Source organism: Streptomyces xantholiticus, assembly GCF_014651015.1.
In the GTDB taxonomy this organism is placed as follows: Bacteria; Actinomycetota; Actinomycetes; order Streptomycetales; family Streptomycetaceae; genus Streptomyces; species Streptomyces xantholiticus.
In genome coordinates this window covers 63,592-84,132 of record NZ_BMWB01000018.1, presented here as the reverse complement: position 1 = coordinate 84,132, position 20,541 = coordinate 63,592, and the positions used below count along the sequence as shown (strand labels likewise).

Annotated in this window: 20 protein-coding genes; 10 read left to right on the top strand and 10 right to left on the bottom strand. The window is 70.1% G+C overall.

The annotated features are described in order from the left end of the window. Positions 1–48: 48 nt before the first annotated feature. From IE198_RS23920 to IE198_RS23905, 4 genes are all read right to left on the bottom strand, one after another. Positions 49–1,158 (bottom strand): hypothetical protein, encoded by a 1,110-nt coding sequence (locus IE198_RS23920; protein ID WP_189889961.1) that lies wholly within the window; start codon positions 1,156–1,158, stop codon positions 49–51. Further along, entirely contained in the window at positions 1,140–1,868 is a 729-nt protein-coding gene (locus tag IE198_RS23915) for an ABC transporter ATP-binding protein (protein WP_189889959.1), read from the bottom strand. The genes IE198_RS23920 and IE198_RS23915 overlap by 19 nt, the downstream gene beginning before the upstream one ends. Positions 1,869–2,057: 189 nt before the next feature. Further along, on the bottom strand, positions 2,058–3,437 hold the full coding sequence (locus IE198_RS23910; RefSeq protein WP_189889957.1) for an aspartate aminotransferase family protein: 1,380 nt from the start codon (positions 3,435–3,437) through the stop codon (positions 2,058–2,060). Beyond that, complete coding sequence (locus IE198_RS23905; RefSeq protein ID WP_037773650.1) at positions 3,422–3,937, bottom strand: Lrp/AsnC family transcriptional regulator; 516 nt, start codon at positions 3,935–3,937, stop codon at positions 3,422–3,424. The genes IE198_RS23910 and IE198_RS23905 overlap by 16 nt, the downstream gene beginning before the upstream one ends. Before the next feature lie 164 nt (positions 3,938–4,101). On the opposite strand from IE198_RS23905, the gene IE198_RS23900 reads away from it, so the two are divergent. From IE198_RS23900 to IE198_RS23890, 3 genes are all read left to right on the top strand, one after another. Next, entirely contained in the window at positions 4,102–5,541 is a 1,440-nt protein-coding gene (locus IE198_RS23900; protein WP_189890103.1) for a gamma-aminobutyraldehyde dehydrogenase, read from the top strand. A gap of 346 nt (positions 5,542–5,887) precedes the next feature. Then, a complete protein-coding gene (locus tag IE198_RS23895) occupies positions 5,888–6,418 on the top strand; it encodes an HXXEE domain-containing protein (protein WP_229834273.1) in 531 nt (176 codons plus the stop codon). Between the two features lie 36 nt (positions 6,419–6,454). Further along, the gene (locus tag IE198_RS23890) at positions 6,455–6,994 is read left to right on the top strand and encodes a hypothetical protein (RefSeq protein WP_189889954.1); all 540 of its coding nucleotides are present in this window, start codon (positions 6,455–6,457) and stop codon (positions 6,992–6,994) included. 70 nt (positions 6,995–7,064) lie between these two features. Here IE198_RS23890 and IE198_RS36170 read toward each other — a convergent pair whose 3' ends face one another. Genes IE198_RS36170 through IE198_RS23880 form a run of 3 tightly spaced genes read right to left on the bottom strand, consistent with a single transcriptional unit; the run spans position 7,065 to position 8,921 of the window. Then, a complete protein-coding gene (locus tag IE198_RS36170; protein ID WP_268246496.1) occupies positions 7,065–7,190 on the bottom strand; it encodes a hypothetical protein in 126 nt (41 codons plus the stop codon). Then, on the bottom strand, positions 7,187–7,894 hold the full coding sequence (locus IE198_RS23885) for a glycerophosphodiester phosphodiesterase (protein WP_189889952.1): 708 nt from the start codon (positions 7,892–7,894) through the stop codon (positions 7,187–7,189). The genes IE198_RS36170 and IE198_RS23885 overlap by 4 nt, the downstream gene beginning before the upstream one ends. 1 nt (position 7,895) lies before the next feature. Further along, positions 7,896–8,921 carry an adenosine deaminase gene (locus IE198_RS23880; RefSeq protein ID WP_189889949.1) on the bottom strand — a complete coding sequence of 342 codons (1,026 nt, stop codon included), beginning with the start codon at positions 8,919–8,921 and terminating at the stop codon, positions 7,896–7,898. A gap of 146 nt (positions 8,922–9,067) precedes the next feature. Between IE198_RS23880 and IE198_RS23875 the strand changes: the two genes are divergently transcribed. Next, positions 9,068–9,778 carry a DUF4190 domain-containing protein gene (locus IE198_RS23875; protein ID WP_189889947.1) on the top strand — a complete coding sequence of 237 codons (711 nt, stop codon included), beginning with the start codon at positions 9,068–9,070 and terminating at the stop codon, positions 9,776–9,778. Here IE198_RS23875 and ybiA read toward each other — a convergent pair. Continuing rightward, the gene (gene ybiA / locus IE198_RS23870; protein WP_189889945.1) at positions 9,768–10,322 is read right to left on the bottom strand and encodes a riboflavin biosynthesis intermediates N-glycosidase; all 555 of its coding nucleotides are present in this window, start codon (positions 10,320–10,322) and stop codon (positions 9,768–9,770) included. The genes IE198_RS23875 and ybiA overlap by 11 nt on opposite strands. A 176-nt stretch (positions 10,323–10,498) precedes the next feature. Between ybiA and IE198_RS23865 the strand changes: the two genes are divergently transcribed. From IE198_RS23865 to IE198_RS23840, 6 genes are read left to right on the top strand one after another with little or no spacing between them, the layout of a single operon-like run. After that, the gene (locus tag IE198_RS23865; RefSeq protein ID WP_189889943.1) at positions 10,499–12,013 is read left to right on the top strand and encodes a gamma-aminobutyraldehyde dehydrogenase; all 1,515 of its coding nucleotides are present in this window, start codon (positions 10,499–10,501) and stop codon (positions 12,011–12,013) included. A gap of 48 nt (positions 12,014–12,061) precedes the next feature. Then, entirely contained in the window at positions 12,062–13,309 is a 1,248-nt protein-coding gene (locus IE198_RS23860; protein WP_189889941.1) for a polyamine ABC transporter substrate-binding protein, read from the top strand. A 46-nt stretch (positions 13,310–13,355) separates the two neighbouring features. After that, the gene (locus IE198_RS23855) at positions 13,356–14,507 is read left to right on the top strand and encodes an ABC transporter ATP-binding protein (protein WP_189889939.1); all 1,152 of its coding nucleotides are present in this window, start codon (positions 13,356–13,358) and stop codon (positions 14,505–14,507) included. Beyond that, entirely contained in the window at positions 14,504–15,433 is a 930-nt protein-coding gene (locus tag IE198_RS23850) for an ABC transporter permease (RefSeq protein WP_189889937.1), read from the top strand. Before IE198_RS23855 ends, IE198_RS23850 begins: the two co-directional genes overlap by 4 nt. Further along, entirely contained in the window at positions 15,433–16,230 is a 798-nt protein-coding gene (locus IE198_RS23845) for an ABC transporter permease (protein ID WP_189889935.1), read from the top strand. The genes IE198_RS23850 and IE198_RS23845 overlap by 1 nt, the downstream gene beginning before the upstream one ends. 29 nt (positions 16,231–16,259) lie before the next feature. Next, the gene (locus IE198_RS23840; protein ID WP_189889933.1) at positions 16,260–17,672 is read left to right on the top strand and encodes an NAD(P)/FAD-dependent oxidoreductase; all 1,413 of its coding nucleotides are present in this window, start codon (positions 16,260–16,262) and stop codon (positions 17,670–17,672) included. A gap of 334 nt (positions 17,673–18,006) precedes the next feature. Here IE198_RS23840 and IE198_RS23835 read toward each other — a convergent pair whose 3' ends face one another. Both IE198_RS23835 and gabT read right to left on the bottom strand, forming a co-directional pair. Next, entirely contained in the window at positions 18,007–18,573 is a 567-nt protein-coding gene (locus IE198_RS23835; protein WP_373299950.1) for a phosphatase PAP2 family protein, read from the bottom strand. A gap of 354 nt (positions 18,574–18,927) precedes the next feature. After that, complete coding sequence (gene gabT, locus IE198_RS23830) at positions 18,928–20,262, bottom strand: 4-aminobutyrate--2-oxoglutarate transaminase (RefSeq protein ID WP_189889929.1); 1,335 nt, start codon at positions 20,260–20,262, stop codon at positions 18,928–18,930. Positions 20,263–20,541 lie beyond the last annotated feature (279 nt).

Below are 20,541 nucleotides of genomic sequence, written 5' to 3'. Positions count from 1 at the left end.
GCGCGGGTTTCGAAGCCCCCCATGGGACATGGGGCCCGGCGAAACGGTTCAGCGGGTCAGTGGGGCGGCAGCCAGCGCGCCCACGGTGAGGGTCAGGGGGACGAAGACCATGACGAGGACGCCCGCACGCAGCGCCGCCGCCTGGCGCAGGATCGTTGCCGGGGCGCCCACGATCCGCAGCGCAGTCGTCGCCTCGGAGCGGCCCTGTCTGACCTCGATCGCCGCCGTCAGCAGCGTCGTCGCGGTGCAGACGACGACGAGCGTCGCGCCGAGGGTCGTCAGCGGGCCCCAGGGCTGGAGGGCTGAGCCGTACGCGGCTGTCGCCGTGACCGCACCGGAGGCCACCGCGCACATCACGCCGAGCGGGGGGCCGAGGCGCCGGGACTCCGCCATGAGGATGCGGCCGGCCAGCAGGCGGGTCGCGCCCGGCCGGAGCGACTGGAGGAGGCGTCCGCACAGATGGGTGACGCCCGGGCCCGCGAGCCAGAGGCCGAGTGCTGTGAGGGCCCAGCCCGCCAGCACGCCGGCCGGCCGGTCGTCGGGGCGGCCGTCGCTCGTGTACGTCTCGACGGCCAGGCCGAGTGCGACGAGTGCGACGCCCCACGGCAGCCCGCCCGGGGTGCCGGAAGGCTCCTCGGCGTCGGGCGCCGCCGCCCGCGGCCGCAGGACCACCGCGGTCGCCACGGTGGCGAGGAGCGGGACGAGCGCCAGCAGCGTGAGCGCGGCGGGCAGCGGCAGCGGTTGCTCCGCCGCGAGCATCCCGGCGGCGGCCCCGTCGAACGGCAGCCCCGACAGATCGCCCCGTAGATGGAGGAAGAACAGGAGCGCGACCATGCTGCCGAGCGTGCAGGTCAGCGCGGTGGACGCCGCGGCGAGCGCGCTGAGACGGAAGGGTCCGAGCCCGACGGCGAAGAGTCCAGGTCGCGGCCGGGTCCCGGGGTCCGCACGGGCCACGGCCACCGCGAGGTACACCGTCGAGGCGAGCGGCAGCCCGCACCACAGCAGGCGCACCACGGCGGCCGAGTCCTCGGGGTGCGACAGCGCGTACATCAGCGTGCACAGCAGCAGGAAGCCGACACACGCCGATGCCGCCGCCACCATCAGGCGGCGGAGCAGTACCAGCAGACGAGCCCCGCGGGCTAGACGGAGAGCGAGCACGCGGCCCGGCCTTCCGCGTCGGTGGCCGCAGGGAAGGCCACGCGCCGCCCGTCGGCGATCGTGATCGTACGGTCGGCGAGCGCCGCGACGTCCGGGTCGTGCGTGGCGAGCACCATGGTGATCCGGTGCGAGCGGACGGCGGCGGCCAGCGTACGCAGTACGTGCGCCCGGTCCCTGCTGTGCAGCGACGCCGTCGGCTCGTCCGCGAAGAGCACGGACGGCGTGGTGACCAGTGCCCGCGCGACGGCGACGCGCTGCTGTTCGGCACGGACCAGCGTGCAGGGGCGCTTGTTCGCGCAGGTGCCGATGTCCAGCCGCTCCATCCACTCCAGCGCCGTGGGCTTCGCGGTCCGGCGGGACACGCCCGCGAGCAGCAGCGGCAGGGCCGCGTTCTCCCAGGCACTGAGCTCCGGCACGAGCGTCGGCTCGGGGTCGATCCAGCCGAACCGGTCGCGCCGCAGCCGCTCGCGTGCCATCGCGGACATGGTGTGCACGGGGGCACTGTTGAACCACACCTCGCCCTGCTGTGCGACGAGCCGGCCGGACAGGCACTGCAGCAGTGTGGTCTTTCCGCTGCCGCGCGCACCGTGCACGGCGAGGATCTCGCCCTCCCGCACGCCCAGCGACACGCCGACGAGGGCCGGGGAGCCGCGGTGGGCGTGGTGCAGGGAGCGAGCCCAGATCACATCGTTGTCGGGCGGAGTCACCATGACGTACACCTCGGTTCTGATCAGATTTCCGGCCCCCCGTACGGGGGAACGAAGACAGGGCCGATGGGTCACTGGGCACGCTAAGGAGTCACTGCCGGGCTGCCGGGGAAGCACGCGGCCCGGGCACCGTCCATCCCACTCGGATGGAGGTACCCGGGCCACGGGCCGTACGCGGAGAGGGCGGTCGGGTCAGAGCTTCGTCCAGGCCTCCGCGAGCACGTTCCGCAGGATCTGCTCGATCTCGTCGAACGTCGACTGGTCGGAGATCAGCGGCGGCGCCAGCTGGACGACCGGGTCGCCGCGGTCGTCGGCCCGGCAGTAGAGACCGTTGTCGTAGAGCGCCTTGGAGAGGAAGCCGTACAGGACGCGCTCGGTCTCCTCGTCGGTGAAGGACTCCTTGGTGGCCTTGTCCTTGACCAGCTCGATGCCGTAGAAGAAGCCGTTGCCGCGCACGTCGCCGACGATCGGCAGGTCGTGCAGCTTCCGCAGCGTGGACAGGAAGTTGCCCTCATTGTCCAGGACGTGCTGGTTGATGCCCTCACGCTCGAAGATGTCGAGGTTGGCGAGGCCCACGGCCGCGGAGACCGGGTGCCCGCCGAAGGTGTAGCCGTGCAGGAAGGTGTTGTCGCCCTTGTAGAACGGCTCCGCGAGGCGGTCGGAGATGATGCACGCACCGATCGGGGAGTAGCCCGAGGTCATGCCCTTTGCGCAGGTGATCATGTCCGGCACGTAGCCGAACTTGTCGCAGGCGAACATCGTGCCGAGGCGGCCGAAGGCGCAGATGACCTCGTCGGAGACGAGCAGCACGTCGTACTGGTCGCAGATCTCGCGGACCCGCTGGAAGTAGCCGGGCGGCGGAGGGAAGCAGCCGCCGGCGTTCTGCACCGGCTCGAGGAAGACCGCGGCGACGGTCTCGGGGCCCTCGAACAGGATCTGCTGCTCGATCTGGTCGGCGGCCCAGCGGCCGAAGGCCTCCGGGTCGTCACCGTGGATCGGGGCGCGGTAGATGTTGGTGTTCGGCACCTTGTGCGCACCGGGCACCAGCGGCTCGAACGGGGCCTTGAGGCTCGGCAGACCGGTGATCGAAAGGGCTCCCTGCGGGGTGCCGTGGTAGGCGACCGCGCGGGAGATGACCTTGTACTTGGTCGGCTTGCCCGTGAGCTTGAAGTACTGCTTGGCGAGCTTCCAGGCGGTCTCGACGGCCTCGCCGCCGCCGGTGGTGAAGAAGACCTTGTTGAGGTCGCCCGGCGCGTGGTGTGCGAGCCGCTCGGCCAGTTCGACGGCCTTGGGGTGCGCGTAGGACCACACGGGGAAGAACGCGAGCTCCTGGGCCTGCTTGTAGGCGGTCTCCGCGAGTTCGTGCCTGCCGTGGCCGGCCTGGACCACGAACAGCCCGGCGAGGCCGTCCAGGTAGCGCTTGCCCTTGTCGTCGTAGATGTAGGTGCCCTCACCACGCACAATGGTGGGCACGGGCGCGTCCTCGTACGACGACATGCGGGTGAAGTGCATCCACAGGTGGTCGTAGGCGGTCTTGGAGAGGTCCTTGCTCACGGCTATCGGGTTCCCCACATATAGGTCTGCTTCTTGAGCTTGAGGTAGACGAAGCTCTCGGTGGAGCGCACGCCGGGGAGCGCACGGATCCGTTTGTTGATCACTTCGAGCAGGTGGTCGTCGTCCTCGCAGACGATCTCCACCATCAGGTCGAAGGAGCCTGCGGTCATCACCACGTACTCGCATTCGGCCATGGCCGTCAGCGCGTCCGCCACGGGGTCGAGGTCGCCCTCGACCTTGATGCCGACCATCGCCTGGCGCCGCAGGCCCACGGTGAGCGGGTCGGTGACGGCGACGATCTGCATCACGCCTTGGTCGAGAAGCTTCTGGACGCGCTGCCGCACGGCCGCTTCGGAAAGGCCCACGGCCTTGCCGATCGCGGCGTAGGGACGGCGACCGTCCTCCTGGAGCTGTTCGATGATCGCGAGGGAGACCGCGTCGATCGTCGGGGTCGACGAACCGCCTGCGGTCCCGTTCCTGGAGTCTGCGCTACGACTGGCCACAACCTCACTCTGCACCGGGACTCGTCCGTCTGACAAGCCCTGGGTGATGAAATTCGTTGTGTGAGGGTTCAAATCTCACTGAATCCGAAGTTGCGGGCGGGTGGGGCTGTTGAAATCTTCCGCGAAGAGATTAGGGTGGGGTGTCTCACCCATCGGACAAGACAGGAGGGGTGGCAACAGTGACCACCGAGCTGCGTCGTCTGCGCAACTACATCAACGGGGAGTTCAAGGACGCCGCCGACGGCCGGACGATCGACATCGTCAACCCCGCCACCGGAGAGGTCTACGCCACGTCGCCGCTCTCCGGCCAGGCCGACGTCGACGCCGCCATGGAAGCTGCCGCGGCCGCCTTTCCCTCCTGGCGCGACACCACGCCGGCCGAGCGCCAGAAGGTGCTGCTCAAGATCGCCGACGCGTTCGAGGTGCGTGCGGAGGACCTGATCGCGGCCGAGTCGGAGAACACGGGCAAGCCGCTCGGCCTCACCCGTACCGAAGAGATTCCGCCGATGGTGGACCAGATCCGCTTCTTCGCGGGCGCCGCGCGCATGCTGGAGGGCCGCTCCGCCGGCGAGTACATGGAGGGCATGACCTCCATCGTCCGGCGCGAGCCGGTCGGCGTCTGCGCGCAGGTCGCGCCGTGGAACTACCCGATGATGATGGCCGTCTGGAAGTTCGCCCCGGCGCTGGCCGCGGGCAACACCGTCGTCCTGAAGCCGTCGGACACCACGCCCGCGTCCACCGTGTTGATGGCCGAGATCATCGGCGCGATCGCACCCAAGGGCGTCTTCAACGTCGTCTGCGGCGACCGCGACACCGGCCGCGCGATGGTCGAGCACCCGATCCCCGCGATGGCCTCCATCACCGGCTCCGTACGCGCCGGCATCCAGGTCGCGGCCTCCGCGGCCAAGGACGTCAAGCGCGTCCACCTCGAACTCGGCGGCAAGGCGCCGGTCGTGGTCTTCGAGGACACCGACATCGACAAGGCCGTCGAGGACATCTCGGTGGCGGGCTTCTTCAACGCCGGCCAGGACTGTACGGCCGCGACCCGTGTGCTCGTGCACGAGGCCATCCACGACGAGTTCGTGTCCGCGCTCGCCAAGGCGGCGGCGGCGACCAAGACCGGCGCCCCGGACGACGAGGACGTGCTCTACGGCCCGCTGAACAACGCCAGCCAGCTGGACCAGGTCACCGGCTTCATCGACCGGCTGCCGGCGCACGCCAAGGTCGAGGCGGGCGGCCGGCGGGTCGGCGACAAGGGCTACTTCTACGCCCCGACCGTCGTCTCCGGCCTCAAGCAGGACGACGAGATCATCCAGAACGAGGTCTTCGGCCCGGTCATCACCGTCCAGTCCTTCTCCGACGAGGCGCAGGCCCTCGAGTGGGCCAACGGCGTGGAGTACGCGCTGGCGTCCTCGGTGTGGACGAAGGACCACGCGCGGGCGATGCGCATGTCCAAGTCCCTGGACTTCGGATGTGTGTGGATCAACACCCACATCCCGCTGGTGGCGGAGATGCCGCACGGCGGCTTCAAGAAGTCCGGTTACGGCAAGGACCTGTCGGCGTACGGCTTCGACGACTACACGCGCATCAAGCACGTGATGACGTCGCTCGACGGCTGACCTGATTCCGTCCCGTACGGAAACGCTGCGCGCCCGGTGCACCCGTGCACCGGGCGCGCTGTCATGCGCCGGCTGCAACGGGCTGCTTGCGGCCCGACCGCGTCAGCGTCGAACGCGTGCTGCGGGGACGTGAGGACGAGCTACAGCTGCGCGTCCTGGCCGGGACGGTCGGTGCGCCCCGTAGCTGCCCCAGTCACCCGTGTTGTGCACCGGTGTGGTGGCGAGCGGCTCGCCGTCGGGGGCGCCGGCGCGCAGTTCGGTGACCGACCGGCCCGCGCGACGGCTGACCCTCCCGGCCCGGTATGAGGTGCGGCACGGCAGTGCCCCCTGGATCAAACTGGGGATCATGAGCGATGACCGCATGAACGCGACTGTCACCTATGGCCTGTTGGCCGCCTGGGCGCTGCACGACCTCGAGGAACTGGCCACCGGGCCGCGCTGGATACGCCGGAACGTGCCCCTGCTCCGTAAACGGTTCCCGCAGGTCCCCCAGCGGGTGTGGCGGGCGATGGAATCGGTGGACCAGCGGGAGTTCACCGCGGCGGTGGGCGTGATGGCCGCGATCGTCGGCGCGGCCGCCGTGGCCGGGCACCGCACCGGCGGCCGGTCCGCCTTCTACCAGGGCGCCGTCGACGGGTTCGGGCTGCACGGCCTGGTCCACATCGCCCAGGCGGCCGCCGTGCGCGGCTACACCCCCGGCTCCGTCACCTCGCCCCTGATCGTGGTGCCGTTCGCGCTCTGGGCAAGGGGGCGGCTCCGGCGCGCCGGAGTGCTCCGGCCCGCCAGGACGCGGGATGCGGCGGCCGGCCTGGCGGTGGCCGCCGGCGCCACGGCCGTCGCCCACCTCGTCGGCCGGAGGATCAGCGGCACCCACTAGTTTTGAACATGTTCACTTCTGTCGTAGGGTGCCCGTATGAGCGAGCGAGCAGCCCTCTTGCGGGGGATACGCGTGTGGTTGGCCGTCTTCGTCGTGTGCCTGGTGCTCAGCGGAGTGACCGCCTTCCCGCTGGTGACGGAACTGCACTGGCTGGAGGATCTGTTGAAGTCCTCCGCCTCGCCCGTCCCCGAGCACATGCCGGCCCTCGTGGAGTGGGTCGAGCGGGTACGGGAGGGACTCGACGCCACCGACGAGAAGTATCCGTTCGTGCTCTACGGCACGGACTGGCTTGCCTTCGCCCACCTGGTGATCGCCGTCGCCTTCTACGGGCCCTACCGCGACCCCGTGCGCAACATCTGGGTCGTCGAGTTCGGCATGATCGCCTGCGCCGGAATCATTCCGCTCGCCCTGATCTGCGGCCCGATCCGGGGCATCCCCTTGTGGTGGTCGGTGATCGACATGTCCTTCGGCGTCTTCGGCGTGATCCCGCTGTACGCCGTCCGCCGCAGGATCAAGCGACTGGAGGCGTTGACGGCGCCGGTGCCCGCGCGGCAACCGGTGCCGTCGGCGACCTGACGTCCCTGGTCGTGCGGAGGTCCACTGCCGCCTGCGGTCCGCGGCGCCGAACTGCGCCACCTCCGCCGCCTCAAAGGGCGCCCCAGCGGGCACGCGCGACGACGCCCGGCTCGAAGGTGTGGTGGTCCTCGGCGCCCAAGTGGTGGTTACGGACACGGGCGTTGTCCGCAATGTCGGTGCGGATCCCGTCTTTCACCTGCGTGGTCCCTCCGGGGAGCGCGGGGCGTCCAGTACGGCCCTGAGGGCGTCGGGCCGGTTCGTGGTGATCGAATCGACGCCGCAGCCGATCAGCCGCCGCATCGTGCGCCGGGTGTCGGCCGTCCAGGTGGACAGGAGCAGGCCGTCCCGGTGTACCCGGTCCGTCAACTCCCGCCCCACCAGGCCGAAGCGGTAGTTCAGCCAGCGCGGCTTCACGGCGTGCAGCAGCGCCGGCCGCGGCGGGGCGAGCGTCGTCCAGGTCATCGCGATCTCCGCCGAGCCGTCGGCCGCCCGCACCGCCAGCATCGTCCGGGGGCCCGCGCAGTAGTAGACGCGCTCCTCGGCGCCGCAGTCGCGGACGGTGTCCAGCACTCTGCGCACCGACTCCGGTGTCGCGCCGGGCAGATCGATCATCAGCCGGTGCGGACCCAGCTCGGTCAGCGCCTCACGCAGGCTCGGCACACCACCGTGACAGAGGCGGTCGACCTCGTCCTCGGTGAGCCGCGCCAGCGGGTGGTCATGACCCCACAGCCGTTTGAGCGTCGCGTCGTGCAGCAGCACGGGGACGCCGTCGCGCGTGAGGCGCACATCGATCTCGACCGCGTCCGCGCCGCGTTCGAGGGCCGAGCGAAGCGAGGGCAGGGTGTTCTCGCGGAACCGGTACGGGTCGCCCCGGTGGGCGACCACCGTCACCGCGCGCATGTCAGCGGGCGAGCCACTCGGTGGTGTACGCATCGATCTCCGAGGCGATCCTCGCCTTGCCCGCCGGGTCGAGGAACGACGCTTCCACCGCGTTCTTCGCGAGGCCGGCGAGGCCGCGCTCGTCCAGGTCCAGCAGCCGGGCGGCGACACCGTACTCGTTGTTGAGGTCGGTGCCGAACATCGGCGGATCGTCGCTGTTGATCGTCACCAGCACTCCGGCGGAGACCATCTCCTTGACCGGGTGCTCGTCGAGGCGGGCCACCGCGCGGGTGGCGATGTTGGAGGTGGGGCACACCTCCAGCGGGATCCGGTGCTCGGCCAGGTGCGCCAGCAGCATGGGGTCCTGCACCGCGCTGGTGCCGTGCCCGATGCGCTCGGCACCCAGGTCGTTGAGCGCGTCCCAGATGGTCTGCGGTCCGGTGGTCTCGCCGGCGTGCGGCACGGAGCGGAGCCCGGCGGCGATCGCGCGGTCGAAGTACGGCTTGAACTGGGGGCGGGGGACCCCGATCTCCGGTCCGCCGAGGCCGAAGGAGACGAGGCCCTCGGGGTGCAGGTCGACCGCTAGCCGGGCGGTCTCCTCCGCCGCATCGAGGCCGGCCTCGCCGGGGATGTCGAAGCACCAGCGCAGCACCACCCCGAACTCGGTCTCCGCCGCCCTGCGGGCGTCCTCGATGGCGGCCATGAAGGCCTTCTCCTCTATCCCGCGGCGGGTGGAGCTGAAGGGCGTGATCGTCAGCTCGGCATACCGGATGTTCTGCCGTGCCATGTCACGGGCGACCTCGAAGGTGAGCAGCCGCACGTCGTCAGGGGTGCGGATCAGGTCCACGACCGACAGATAGACCTCGATGAAGTGAGCGAAGTCGGTGAACGTGAAGTAGTCGGCGAGCGCCTCGGGATCGGTCGGCACCTTCGAGTCCGGGTGGTTCGCGGCCAGTTCCGCGACGATCCGGGGAGAGGCGGAACCGACGTGGTGCACATGAAGCTCGGCCTTGGGCAGGCCAGCGATGAAGGGGTGCAGATCGGTCATCGTTCCTCCGGGTGGGGACTTGCCGCTCCTGCTCACGGGCAGGGCCTGTTCGCCGGGCGGTGATCCTGCCCGGGGATCATCGTAGGCGGCCCTCGGAGCGCGAAGGCGAGGCCGTAACATGGCCGGACCACCGATGGGGGAGAACCATGTCCGACAATCAGGCCCAGCCGCCGGGCGGGCCTCAGCCGAACGACCCGTGGGCTCCGCCGGAGAGCAGCAGCGCAGCCGGCAAGGTCCCCATGGACAAGCCGGCGGCCGGCCCGCCGCCCGGCGTGCACGACCAGCCGACGGTCATCTCGATGCCGGGCGCCGACGACACCGGCTCGGTGCCGCCGCCGCCCGTCGCGCCCGGTGGCCCCGGCCACGCCCAGCCCGCCGCGGGAGCCTACGGCTACCCGGCGGCCCCGAGCCTGCCGCAGCCCCCGGCCGCCGGCGCCCCTGGCTTCGGCGCCCCCGACCCGTACGGGTCGGGGTACCCGGGCTATCCCGGCTATGGCCAGACCACCGGCTGGCAGCAGCAGCCGGCCAACGGCATGGGCATCACCGCGATGGTGCTCGGCATCCTCTCCGTCTGCCTCTTCTGTCTGTACGGCGTCGTCGCCATCGTCCTCGGCATCCTCGCGCTGATCTTCGGCATCCTGGGCCGCAAGCGCGCCCAGCGGGGCGAGGCCACCAACGGCGGCATGGCACTGGCGGGCATCATCCTCGGCGTGTGCGGCATCGTCATCGGGGCCGTCGTCATCGCGCTGATCGCCTGGGGCATCACCACGGCGATCAACGAGGAGAACAAGCAGGACGACTACGACTACGACTACGACAGCTACTCGAACCACCTGGTCGTCGACGTCACCCGCTGATCCGGCCCCGTAGTTCCTCGCGCGCCTCCATCAGCGCGAACCCCAGCAGATTGAGTCCGCGCCAGCGCGCGGGGTCCTGCGCCCGCTCGTCGTCCGCGGCCAGTCCGATGCCCCAGATGCGGTCCATCGGGCTGGCCTCGACGAGCACCCGGTCCCCCGTGGCCAGCAGGAAGTCGCACAGCGCCGCGTCCTGCCCGAACTTGTGCACACTGCCGGAGCGCACGACGCCGAACCGCTCGCGCTTCCACTCGGCGTCGTCGAAGCCGCGCACCAGCCGCCCCGCCTTCTTGGCCTCCGCCGGCGTCCTCGCGGCCAGCGCCACGCGCTCCGCCTCCGCATCACCGAAGAGCCGGGCCTTGGACGCCATCATCCAGTGCTCCGCCGTCTCGTACCGCACGCCGTCCACCTCGAACGGCGACGGCCACCACTGACTGAGGCAGCTCGCCCCGATCGTGCCGTCCCTCCGCGCGGTGTGCCCCCAGAAGTACAGGTACTTCACCCGCTGCCCCTCGGCCGTCTGCTTGATCAGCTCGTCGATCCCCATGACACACGAGTGTGGCAGCCGCCATTGACACCACGTCCCGCCACCGGCCCGGTGACGCGACACATGGTCGACCGATTCCGTCGCGTAATCAAAAGGCAACAACGGAATCACTTGTTGCATGGGTCACCCTCTGTCAGGATCGGCACTCAATTCGAGCTGGAACTACGGAGAGCGCTATGGGCAACCGCTTCCAGACGCAGGACCGCTTCGCGGCCGGCGCGCAGTACATCGGAGGCAGGCTGCGGCCCGGCACCTCGGGACGCATGCAGGACGTCGTCGACCCGGCCACGGGCAAGACGGTCCACACCTACGAGCTGGCCGGCACCGCAGAGGTGGACGCGGCCGTCGCCGCCGCCCGCGAGGCCCTGCCCGGCTGGGCAGGCGCCACACCGGGAGAGCGCTCCGACGCACTGCACCGGTTCGCGTCGGTGCTCGCGGACCGGGCGGACGACCTCGCCGGGGCGGAGTCGCTCCAGTGCGGCAAGCCCGTCAGACTGAGTACTGAGTTCGACGTCCCCGGCACCATCGACAACACCGCCTTCTTCGCCGGCGCCGCCCGTCACCTCCAGGGCCAGTCCGCCGGCGAGTACAGCGGTGACCACACCTCTTACGTACGGCGTGAACCGATCGGCCCGGTCGGCTCCATCGCCCCCTGGAACTACCCGCTGCAGATGGCTGCGTGGAAGGTCCTGCCGGCCATCGCCGCAGGCAACACCATCGTGCTCAAGCCCGCCGAGATCACCCCGCTCACCTCGCTGATGTTCGCCCAGGCGGCCACCGAGGCGGGCATCCCCGACGGCGTCGTCAACATCGTCAGCGGCGCGGGCAGGGACGCCGGCGAGCACCTCGTCGGCCACCCGGACATCGCCATGACCTCCTTCACCGGCTCCACCGCCGTCGGCAAACGCGTCGCACGCATCGCCACGGACACCGTCAAGCGGCTGCACCTCGAGCTCGGCGGCAAGGCCCCCTTCGTGGTCTTCGACGACGCCGACCTCGAGGCCGCCGCGCACGGGGCCGTCGCCGGGTCGCTCATCAACACCGGCCAGGACTGCACCGCCGCCACGCGCGCCTATGTCCAGCGGCCCCTGTACGACGCCTTCGTCGGCGCGGTCGCCGATCTCATGGCGACGGTCCGGCTCGGCGACCCGTTCGACCCGGGCACCGATCTCGGCCCCCTCGTCTCCCACGCGCAGCGCGACCGTGTCGCCGCCTTCGTCGACCGGGCCCGGGCCTACGCCACCGTCGTCACGGGCGGCGCGGCGCCGCAGGGCGAACTGAAGAACGGCGCCTACTACCTGCCCACCCTCGTCACCGGCGCCGCCCAGGACAGCGAGATCGTCCAGTCCGAGATCTTCGGGCCCGTCCTCGTCGTGCTGCCCTTCGACACCGACGACGAGGGCATCGCGCTCGCCGACGACACGCCGTACGGGCTGGCGGCCTCCGCGTGGACCCGCGACGTCTACCGGGCCGGACGCGCCACCCGCGAGATCAGGGCCGGCTGCGTGTGGGTCAACGACCACATCCCGATCATCAGCGAGATGCCGCACGGCGGATACCGGGCCAGCGGCTTCGGGAAGGACATGTCGGCGTACTCCTTCGAGGAGTACACGCAGGTCAAGCACGTGATGTACGACAACACCGCCGTGGTCCGCAAGGACTGGCACCGCACGATCTTCCAAGGCCGATAGCCGGCGGCCGCGCCTTCTGCGGCCATCCACCCGAAAGGGCAGAGCGTCATGGAGCAGTACGAGACCGAGCGCCTCTCAGCCGCCCAGCTGGCGGCCGTGCGGCGCAGCCTGACCAGCGGACGGGGGGCACTCTCCCGCCGTTCGCTGCTGCGCGCCTCCGGTGCGGGCGTGTTCGCCGCCGGCGGCGCGGGCATCCTGAGCGGCTGCGGCATCCCGCCCGCCAAGCGGGAGGCAGGCACAGCGGATTCCGACGACCACTCGGACAAGGAGAAACAGATCACTTTCTCCAACTGGACCGAGTACATGGACACCAGCGAGGACGGGAAGAGCCGCCCCACCCTCGAGGCGTTCACCAAGCGCACCGGGATCGCGGTCAAGTACACCGAGGACATCAACGACAACGTCGAGTTCTTCGGCAAGATCCAGCCGCAGTTGGCGGCCGGCCAGGACACCGGGCGCGACCTGATCAACGTCACCGACTGGCTGGCGGCCCGGATCATCCGGCTCGGCTGGGCGCAGAAGCTCGACCCCTCGCTGCTGCCGCACGCCTACGCCAATCTCTCCTCGCAGTTCCGCAGGGTGGACTGGGACCCGGGCCGGGCCTACTCCTACCCGTGGACCGGCATCCCGTGCGTCATCGCCTACAACTCCAGGGCGACCCGGGGACGCAAGGTCGACTCCGTCACCCAACTGCTCGACGACCCGTCGCTCAAGGGCCGCGTCGGCTTCCTCACCGAGATGCGCGACACGATCGGCATGACCCTCCTCGACCTGGGCAAGGACCCCGGCAGGTTCACCGACGCCGACTACGACGCCGCCATCGGCCGGCTGCAGAAGGGCGTGGACAAGAACCAGATCCGCCGCTTCACCGGCAACGACTACACCTCGGACCTCGCCAAGGGCGACCTCGCCGCCTGTCTCGCGTGGGCGGGCGACGTGATCCAGCTCCAGGCCGACAACCCGGAGATCAAGTTCGCCATCCCGGCCGCCGGTTACGTCACGGCCACCGACAACCTGCTGGTCCCGGCGGAGGCCAGACACCGCAAGAACGCCACCCGCTTGATCGACTACTACTACGAGCTCCCCGTCGCCGCGCAGCTCGCCGCGTACATCAACTATGTGTGTCCGGTCGCCGGTGTCGGCGCCGAACTCGCCAAGATCGACCCGGAACTGGCGAAGAACCCGCTGATCATCCCGGACGAGGCCATGGCCGCCAAGTCCCACTCGTTCCGCTCGCTCTCCTCCGAGGAAGAGACGGCGTACGAGGAGAAGTTCGCCAAGCTCATCGGTGCCTGACGCCTCGACCCGCCCCCTTCCCCCGACACACCTGGGATCGCGATCCATGACTGACAAGCAAGCGGGCGGCGACGTCCGCCTCTCCGGGATCAGCAAGACCTACGGCTCCTTCACGGCAGTCCACCCGCTGGACCTGACCGTCCCGCAAGGCTCGTTCTTCGCTCTGCTCGGCGCCTCCGGCTGCGGGAAGACAACCACGCTGCGGATGATCGCCGGACTCGAGGAGCCCACGACGGGAACCGTCCGCCTCGGCGACCGGGACGTGACCGCCCTCCCCCCGCACAAACGCCCCGTCAACACGGTGTTCCAGAGCTATGCGCTCTTCCCTCATCTGAACATCTACGAAAACATCGCCTTCGGGCTGCGCCGCCGCGGCATCAAGTCCGTGAAGAAACAGGTCGACGACATGCTGGAGCTCGTCCAGCTCGGCGACTTCGCACAGCGCAAGCCGCACCAGCTCTCCGGCGGTCAGCAGCAGCGCGTCGCCGTCGCCCGCGCCCTCATCAACCACCCCCAGGTCCTGCTGCTCGACGAGCCGCTCGGCGCCCTCGACCTCAAACTGCGCCGCCAGATGCAACTGGAGCTCAAGCGCATCCAGACCGAGGTCGGCATCACCTTCGTCCATGTCACCCACGACCAGGAGGAGGCCATGACCATGGCCGACACGGTCGCCGTGATGAACGGAGGCAGGGTCGAGCAGCTGGGGGCGCCCGCGGAGCTGTACGAGAACCCGCGGACCACGTTCGTCGCCAACTTCCTCGGGACCTCCAACCTCCTCGAGGCAGAGGTCGTCCGGAACACCGACGGCGAGGTCGTCGTCACCGTGGGCGGCGGCAAGCTCCGGCTGCCGGCCGGACGCTGTCCCGACGCCACCGCCACCGGCGGCAAAGTCCTCGTCGGTATCCGGCCGGAGAAGATCTCCCTCGCCCCCGCCGCCGACGTGGACGCCGTCCCCGCCGGCCGCAACTCGGTCACCGGCCGGATCCTCGACTCGTCCTTCATCGGCGTCTCCACGCAATACGTCGTGGAGAGCCCGGCAGGCAAGGGGCTCGAGGTCTACGCCCAGAACGTCGAACACCGGGCAGGGCTGGAACCCGGCGCCGAGGTCGTCCTGCACTGGAACCCGGAGCACACCTTCGGTCTCGACGCCGCCCAGGCCATCGACGCCGGTGTGGAGACGGTGGGGGAGACGCCATGACCGTCACCGAGGCCCCGCCCACCTCCCCGGCCCCGGCGCGGCCGCCCGTCCACAGGACCTCGGTCCGCCGCAGACTGGTCCCGTACTGGCTGCTGCTGCCCGGCGTCCTGTGGCTCGTCGTCTTCTTCGTGCTGCCGCTCGTCTACCAGGCGTCGACCTCCGTGCAGACGGGCTCCCTGGAGCAGGGCTTCGAGGTCACCTGGCACTTCGCCACCTACTGGGACGCGCTGACCGAGTACTATCCGCAGTTCCTGCGCTCGCTGCTGTACGCGGGCACCGCGACGGCCCTGTGCCTGCTGCTCGGCTACCCGCTCGCCTATCTGATTGCGTTCAAGGCGGGCCGCTGGCGCAATCTGCTGCTGGTCCTGGTCATCGCGCCGTTCTTCACCAGCTTCCTGATCCGGACCCTCGCCTGGAAGACGATCCTCGCGGACGGCGGCCCGGTGGTGGAGGTCCTGAACACGGTCGGCGTCCTGGACGTCACCAGTTGGCTCGGCATGACCGCGGGCGACCGGGTGCTCGCCACGCCTCTCGCAGTGGTCACCGGTCTGACGTACAACTTCCTGCCGTTCATGATCCTTCCTCTCTACACCTCGCTGGAGCGGATCGATCCCCGGCTCCACGAGGCGGCCGGCGACCTGTACGCCAAGCCGTCCACCACCTTCCGCAAGGTGACCTTCCCGCTGTCCATGCCGGGTGTCGTCTCCGGGACGCTGCTGACGTTCATCCCGGCGAGCGGTGACTACGTCAACGCCCAACTGCTGGGCTCCACCGACACCCGGATGATCGGAAACGTCATCCAGTCGCAGTTCCTGCGGGTCCTCGACTACCCGACGGCGGCCGCGCTGTCGTTCATCCTGATGGCGGTCGTCCTGATCACGGTCACCGTCTACATCCGCCGGGCCGGAACGGAGGACCTGGTCTGATGCAATGGCTGAGGCGCAACCTCGTCGTCATCGCGGGCCTGCTCACGCTCGCCTATCTGATCCTGCCGAACATCATTGTGATGGTGTTCTCGTTCAACAAGCCGGCCGGGCGCTTCAACTACGCCTGGCGGGAGTTCTCCACCGACGCGTGGCGCGACCCGTGCGGGGTCGCCGACCTGTGCGGCTCGCTCACGCTGTCCCTGCAGATCGCCCTTTGGGCGACGATCGGGGCCACGGTGCTCGGCGCGATGATCGCCTTCGCGCTGGTGCGCTACCGCTTCCGGGTCCGCGGCACGATCAACTCGCTGATCTTCCTGCCGATGGCGATGCCCGAAGTGGTCATGGCCGCCTCGCTGCTGACCCTCTTCCTCAACCTCGGCGCCGAGCTGGGCTTCTGGACCATCCTCATCGCCCACACCATGTTCTGTCTGAGCTTCGTCGTGGTGGCGGTGAAGGCACGCGTCATGTCGATGGACCCCAGGCTGGAGGAAGCGGCGCGGGACCTCTACGCGGGGCCCGTGCAGACCTTCCTGCGGGTCACACTGCCGATCGCCGCCCCCGGCATCGCGGCGGGCGCGATGCTGGCCTTCGCCCTGTCCTTCGACGACTTCATCATCACCAACTTCAACTCGGGCAACACCGTCACCTTCCCCATGTTCGTGTGGGGTTCCGCCCAGCGCGGCACGCCCGTCCAGATCAACGTCATCGGTACGGCCATGTTCGCCCTCGCCGTACTGATCGTGGCCGGCGGTCAGATCGTCACCAACCGCCGCAGGAAACGCGCCCTTCCGCAGTAGTACGGCAGCAGCACTAAGGAGTGGGAACCATGGCCCCAGCAGCCATGACCTTTGCCGGATCACTCGCCGACGCCCGCCCGGCGCCTTTCTGGCTGGAGGACCCCGGCAAGCCCGAGCCGCTGCCCGCCCTCGCCGGTGACGAGCGGTGCGACCTGCTCGTCGTCGGAGGCGGCTACAGCGGGCTGTGGACCGCGCTGCTCGCCAAGGAACGGGACCCCGGGCGGGAGGTCGTCCTGATCGAGGGCCGGGAGGCGGGCTGGGCAGCCTCCGGTCGCAACGGAGGCTTCTGCGCCGCCTCCCTCACCCACGGCCTGGGCAACGGACTCGCCCGCTGGCCGGACGAGCTGGCGAAACTGGAGGATCTCGGCGCGCGCAACCTCGACGCCATCGAGGACGCCGTCGCCCGCTACGGCATCGACTGCGACTTCGAACGCACCGGCGAGATCGACGTCGCCACCGAGCCCCACCAGCTGGCCGAGCTCCACGAGATGCACGAAAAGGCAACGCGGCTCGGTTTCACCGGTCTTGACCTCCTCGACGCGGAAGCCGTGCGGGCGGAGGTCGACTCGCCGACCTTCCTCGGCGGCCTGTGGGACCGCAAGGGGGTGGCCATGCTGCACCCCGCGAAGCTGGCCTGGGGTCTGAAGCAGACATGCCTGGACCTCGGTGTCCGCATCTACGAGAACACCCCCGGCCTGCGGCTGTCGGCCTCCGGCCCGGGGATCGTCGTCCGCACGCCGTACGGCCGTGTCCTCGCGCACCGGGTCGCCCTCGGCACCAACGTCTTCCCCTCGCTCATCCGGCGTGTCCGGGCCTACACGGTCCCCGTCTACGACTACGCCCTGATCAGCGAACCGCTCAGCGCCGCCCAACTCGACTCCGTCGGCTGGAAGCGACGGCAGGGGCTCGGCGACAGCGCCAACCAGTTCCACTACTTCCGCATCACGGCCGACAACCGCATCCTGTGGGGCGGTTACGACGCCGTCTATCCCTTCGGCGGCAAGGTGCGCGCCGAGATGGACCACCGCCCCGAGACGTACCTCAAGCTCGCGTCGCACTTCTTCCGCTGCTTCCCCCAGCTGGAAGGACTCCGGTTCAGCCACGCCTGGGGCGGTGCGATCGACACCTGTACGCGTTTCTCCGCCTTCTTCGGCACCGCGCACGGCGGCAAGGTCGCCTACGCGGCCGGCTTCACCGGCCTGGGCGTCGGCGCCACCCGGTTCGGCGCCGATGTGATGCTGGACCTGCTGTCCGGCGAGCGGACCGAACGCACGGAGCTGGAGATGGTGCGCAGCAAACCGCTCCCCTTCCCGCCGGAGCCGGTGGCCTGGGCCGGTATCGGGCTGACCAAGTGGGCCATGGCCAAGGCGGACGCCAACGGCGGCCGGCGCAATCTGTGGCTGCGGACGATGGACCGTTTCGGCCTCGGCTTCGACAGCTGACCCCGAGGCCGCGGCGCGCGTCCCGGACGCCCTTCTGCCGGCCGGCGCTGGGACGTACCGATCCCGGGGCGAACCGGGCTGCCCCATGCGGTGTTGTGACCCGGCCGGTCGACCGGCCGTGCCACGTCCTCGCCGACTTCGGTGAGTCTCGCAAGGCTTCTTCCTGCCGCCGGGCACCGCCTGCCGGTGGCCGGGCACGGGCGTCCGGACCGCCGGGCAGTACACCTGGATCGTCGTTACGTACCCGGGCCGGACGACCGGGGGCGTGCGGCGGCTGATCGCCCCTGGCCGGCCCTGCACGGCCTGATGACCCGGTCGATCAGCCGGGACCGCTTCAACCAGTTCGAGTTCTCGAAGAACTTCGGCGCCTGCAAATGGAGTTGAGCATCGCCGGCAGTGCCCCGAACAGGCACAGACTGCCGAGCACGTCCAGCGGCCAGTGATAGCCGCGCAGCACCAGACCGATGGCTGTCGCCCCGATGAGCACCACGGCCACGGGCATCGCCCATCTCCGCCGCAGATACGGCGTGACAAGAAGCGCCGCCGCGCAGTAGGCGACCGTCGCGGTCGCCGTGTGTCCCGACGGGTACCAGCCGGTGCCCGGCTCCAGCGGCGCCGGGCGGGCGATCCACGCCTTCAGCGGGACCACGAGCGCGGGCACGGCCGCCATGGTGAGCACCGCGGTCAGCGCCGCCCGCCACTGCCGCCGGTCGCGCACCAGGACGTAACCGATCGCCGCGGCCAGGACGGGCAGCGCGACAGTCATGTTCCCGAGATCCGCGAGCAGTTCCGCCGGCGCGGTCGGCCCGGTCCCGAACAAGGCCCGCCCCAGTCGCACGTCCGCGTCGAACAGAGGCCCTTCCACCGCAACCTGCCAGGTGATCAGGGCGAAGAGCACCATGCACGGACCGACGGCTGTGCGAGAACGCCGAGAGGCCGGCCACATCGGAACAGGGGGGGTGGTTCCGAGGTGGCCGGCCGGACCGGTTTGCCGCACGCCCCGGGGGGTTTGGGGCGAGCGGCCATCCGATCGGTGAGGAGTTCCGGAGCCTGAAGCTCCAGTGGTGTGCGCGAGGGCACGACCAAGTCGGGGCTGGGGAGGCTCCGGCCTGGGGCCGCCCGCAGTCTCCTGCGAGCGGGGTGTTTCTCTCATCTGAAGAGACCGTACGTCAGGCGGAAGGGGACCGACAGCCGGATTCCCATCCCGCCATCGGCCCCCCACAGCTTCTTCACAGAGCAGTGCTGTCGCCCCCGGTCAGACGCGTGCGAACGCCTGCTCGAGGATGTCGAGACCCTCGTTGAGCAGGTCCTCACCGATCACCAGCGGCGGGAGGAAGCGCAGCACATTGCCGTACGTGCCGCAGGTGAGGACCAGCAGGCCCTCCGCGTGGCAGGCCTTGGCGAGCGCGCCGGCCGCCTCCGGGTTCGGCTCCTTCGTCGCAGGGTCCTTCACCAGCTCGATCGCGATCATCGCGCCGCGGCCGCGGATGTCTCCGATGACGTCGTACTTCTCCTGCATCGCGGTGAGACGGCCCTTCATGACCTCCTCGATCCGCTTGGCCCTGCCGATGAGGTCCTGCTCGCGCATCGTCTCGATCGAGCCGAGCGCGCCGGCGCAGGCCACCGGGTTGCCGCCGTAGGTGCCGCCGAGGCCGCCCGCGTGAGGAGCGTCCATGATCTCGGCGCGGCCCGTCACCGCGGCCAGCGGCAGACCGCCGGCGATGCCCTTTGCGGTGGTGATCAGGTCGGGGACGATGCCCTCGTCCTCACAGGCGAACCACTGGCCGGTGCGGCAGAAGCCGGACTGGATCTCGTCGGCGACGAACACGATGCCGTTGTCGTTCGCGAACTTCACGATCGCCGGGAGGAAGCCCTTGGCCGGCTCGATGAAACCACCCTCGCCGAGCACCGGCTCGATGATGATCGCCGCGACGTTCTCCGGGCCGATCTGCTTGGTGATCTGGTCGATGGCCTGGGCGGCGGCCTCGGGGCCGCAGTTCTCCGGGCCGGTCGGCCAGCGGTAGCCGTAGGCGACCGGGACGCGGTAGACCTCGGGGGCGAACGGGCCGAAGCCGTGCTTGTACGGCATGTTCTTGGCGGTCAGCGCCATCGTCAGGTTCGTACGGCCGTGGTAGCCGTGGTCGAAGACCACGACGGCCTGGCGCTTGGTGTGCGCGCGGGCGATCTTGACGGCGTTCTCGACGGCCTCGGCGCCCGAGTTGAACAGAGCCGACTTCTTGGCGTGGTCGCCCGGCGTCAGCTCGGCGAGCTGCTCGCACACCTCCACGTAGCCCTCGTACGGGGTCACCATGAAGCACGTGTGCGTGAAGTCCTGCAGCTGGGCGCTCGCCCGGCGCACGACGGCCTCTGCGGACGCGCCGACCGAGGTCACGGCGATGCCGGAGCCGAAGTCGATCAGACGGTTGCCGTCGACGTCCTCGATGATCCCGCCGCCGGCCCGGGCCGTGAACACGGGCAGCACGGACCCCACACCACCGGCGACCGTCGCCGTGCGGCGGGCCTGCAGCTCGATCGACTTCGGGCCGGGGATGGCGGTGACGACGCGGCGCTCCTGCGGGATTGCGGTCATGCGGGGCTCCTGGGGGTGTATCCGGACGCTTGATGTCTTTCTCCGCAGGCTAGGGGCGGCGCGGGGGTACGGGCATGCGCCGATCGGGAGTGTTGACGATGTGCCGTTGTCCGTGACGGACATAGGCGCGCGCGCCGGCGGCCGCGGCAGCGCACTGGGGTCGCACCGCGGCCGGGGCCGACCGCGCCGGGAACGCGTGTTCCGGCACGCCACCCGCACGAAGGCACACGCACTAGATTGGCCCGTGCAACAGAGCGGGCCTGGCTGGTCAGGGGGCAG

Excerpts from the sequence above, each read along its gene's own strand:
- IE198_RS23840 (WP_189889933.1), top strand. The coding sequence starts at position 16,260 with ATGGCCCCAGCAGCCATGACCTTTGCCGGATCACTCGCCGACGCCCGC.
- IE198_RS23855 (WP_189889939.1), top strand. The coding sequence starts at position 13,356 with ATGACTGACAAGCAAGCGGGCGGCGACGTCCGCCTCTCCGGGATCAGC.
- IE198_RS23885 (WP_189889952.1), bottom strand. The coding sequence starts at position 7,894 with ATGCGCGCGGTGACGGTGGTCGCCCACCGGGGCGACCCGTACCGGTTC.
- IE198_RS23850 (WP_189889937.1), top strand. The coding sequence starts at position 14,504 with ATGACCGTCACCGAGGCCCCGCCCACCTCCCCGGCCCCGGCGCGGCCG.
- IE198_RS23895 (WP_229834273.1), top strand. The coding sequence starts at position 5,888 with ATGAGCGATGACCGCATGAACGCGACTGTCACCTATGGCCTGTTGGCC.
- IE198_RS23880 (WP_189889949.1), bottom strand. The coding sequence starts at position 8,921 with ATGACCGATCTGCACCCCTTCATCGCTGGCCTGCCCAAGGCCGAGCTT.
- IE198_RS23860 (WP_189889941.1), top strand. The coding sequence starts at position 12,062 with ATGGAGCAGTACGAGACCGAGCGCCTCTCAGCCGCCCAGCTGGCGGCC.
- IE198_RS23865 (WP_189889943.1), top strand. The coding sequence starts at position 10,499 with ATGGGCAACCGCTTCCAGACGCAGGACCGCTTCGCGGCCGGCGCGCAG.
- IE198_RS23835 (WP_373299950.1), bottom strand. The coding sequence starts at position 18,573 with ATGGTGCTCTTCGCCCTGATCACCTGGCAGGTTGCGGTGGAAGGGCCT.
- IE198_RS23915 (WP_189889959.1), bottom strand. The coding sequence starts at position 1,868 with ATGGTGACTCCGCCCGACAACGATGTGATCTGGGCTCGCTCCCTGCAC.
- ybiA (WP_189889945.1), bottom strand. The coding sequence starts at position 10,322 with ATGGGGATCGACGAGCTGATCAAGCAGACGGCCGAGGGGCAGCGGGTG.
- IE198_RS23845 (WP_189889935.1), top strand. The coding sequence starts at position 15,433 with ATGCAATGGCTGAGGCGCAACCTCGTCGTCATCGCGGGCCTGCTCACG.
- gabT (WP_189889929.1), bottom strand. The coding sequence starts at position 20,262 with ATGACCGCAATCCCGCAGGAGCGCCGCGTCGTCACCGCCATCCCCGGC.
- IE198_RS23890 (WP_189889954.1), top strand. The coding sequence starts at position 6,455 with ATGAGCGAGCGAGCAGCCCTCTTGCGGGGGATACGCGTGTGGTTGGCC.
- IE198_RS23875 (WP_189889947.1), top strand. The coding sequence starts at position 9,068 with ATGTCCGACAATCAGGCCCAGCCGCCGGGCGGGCCTCAGCCGAACGAC.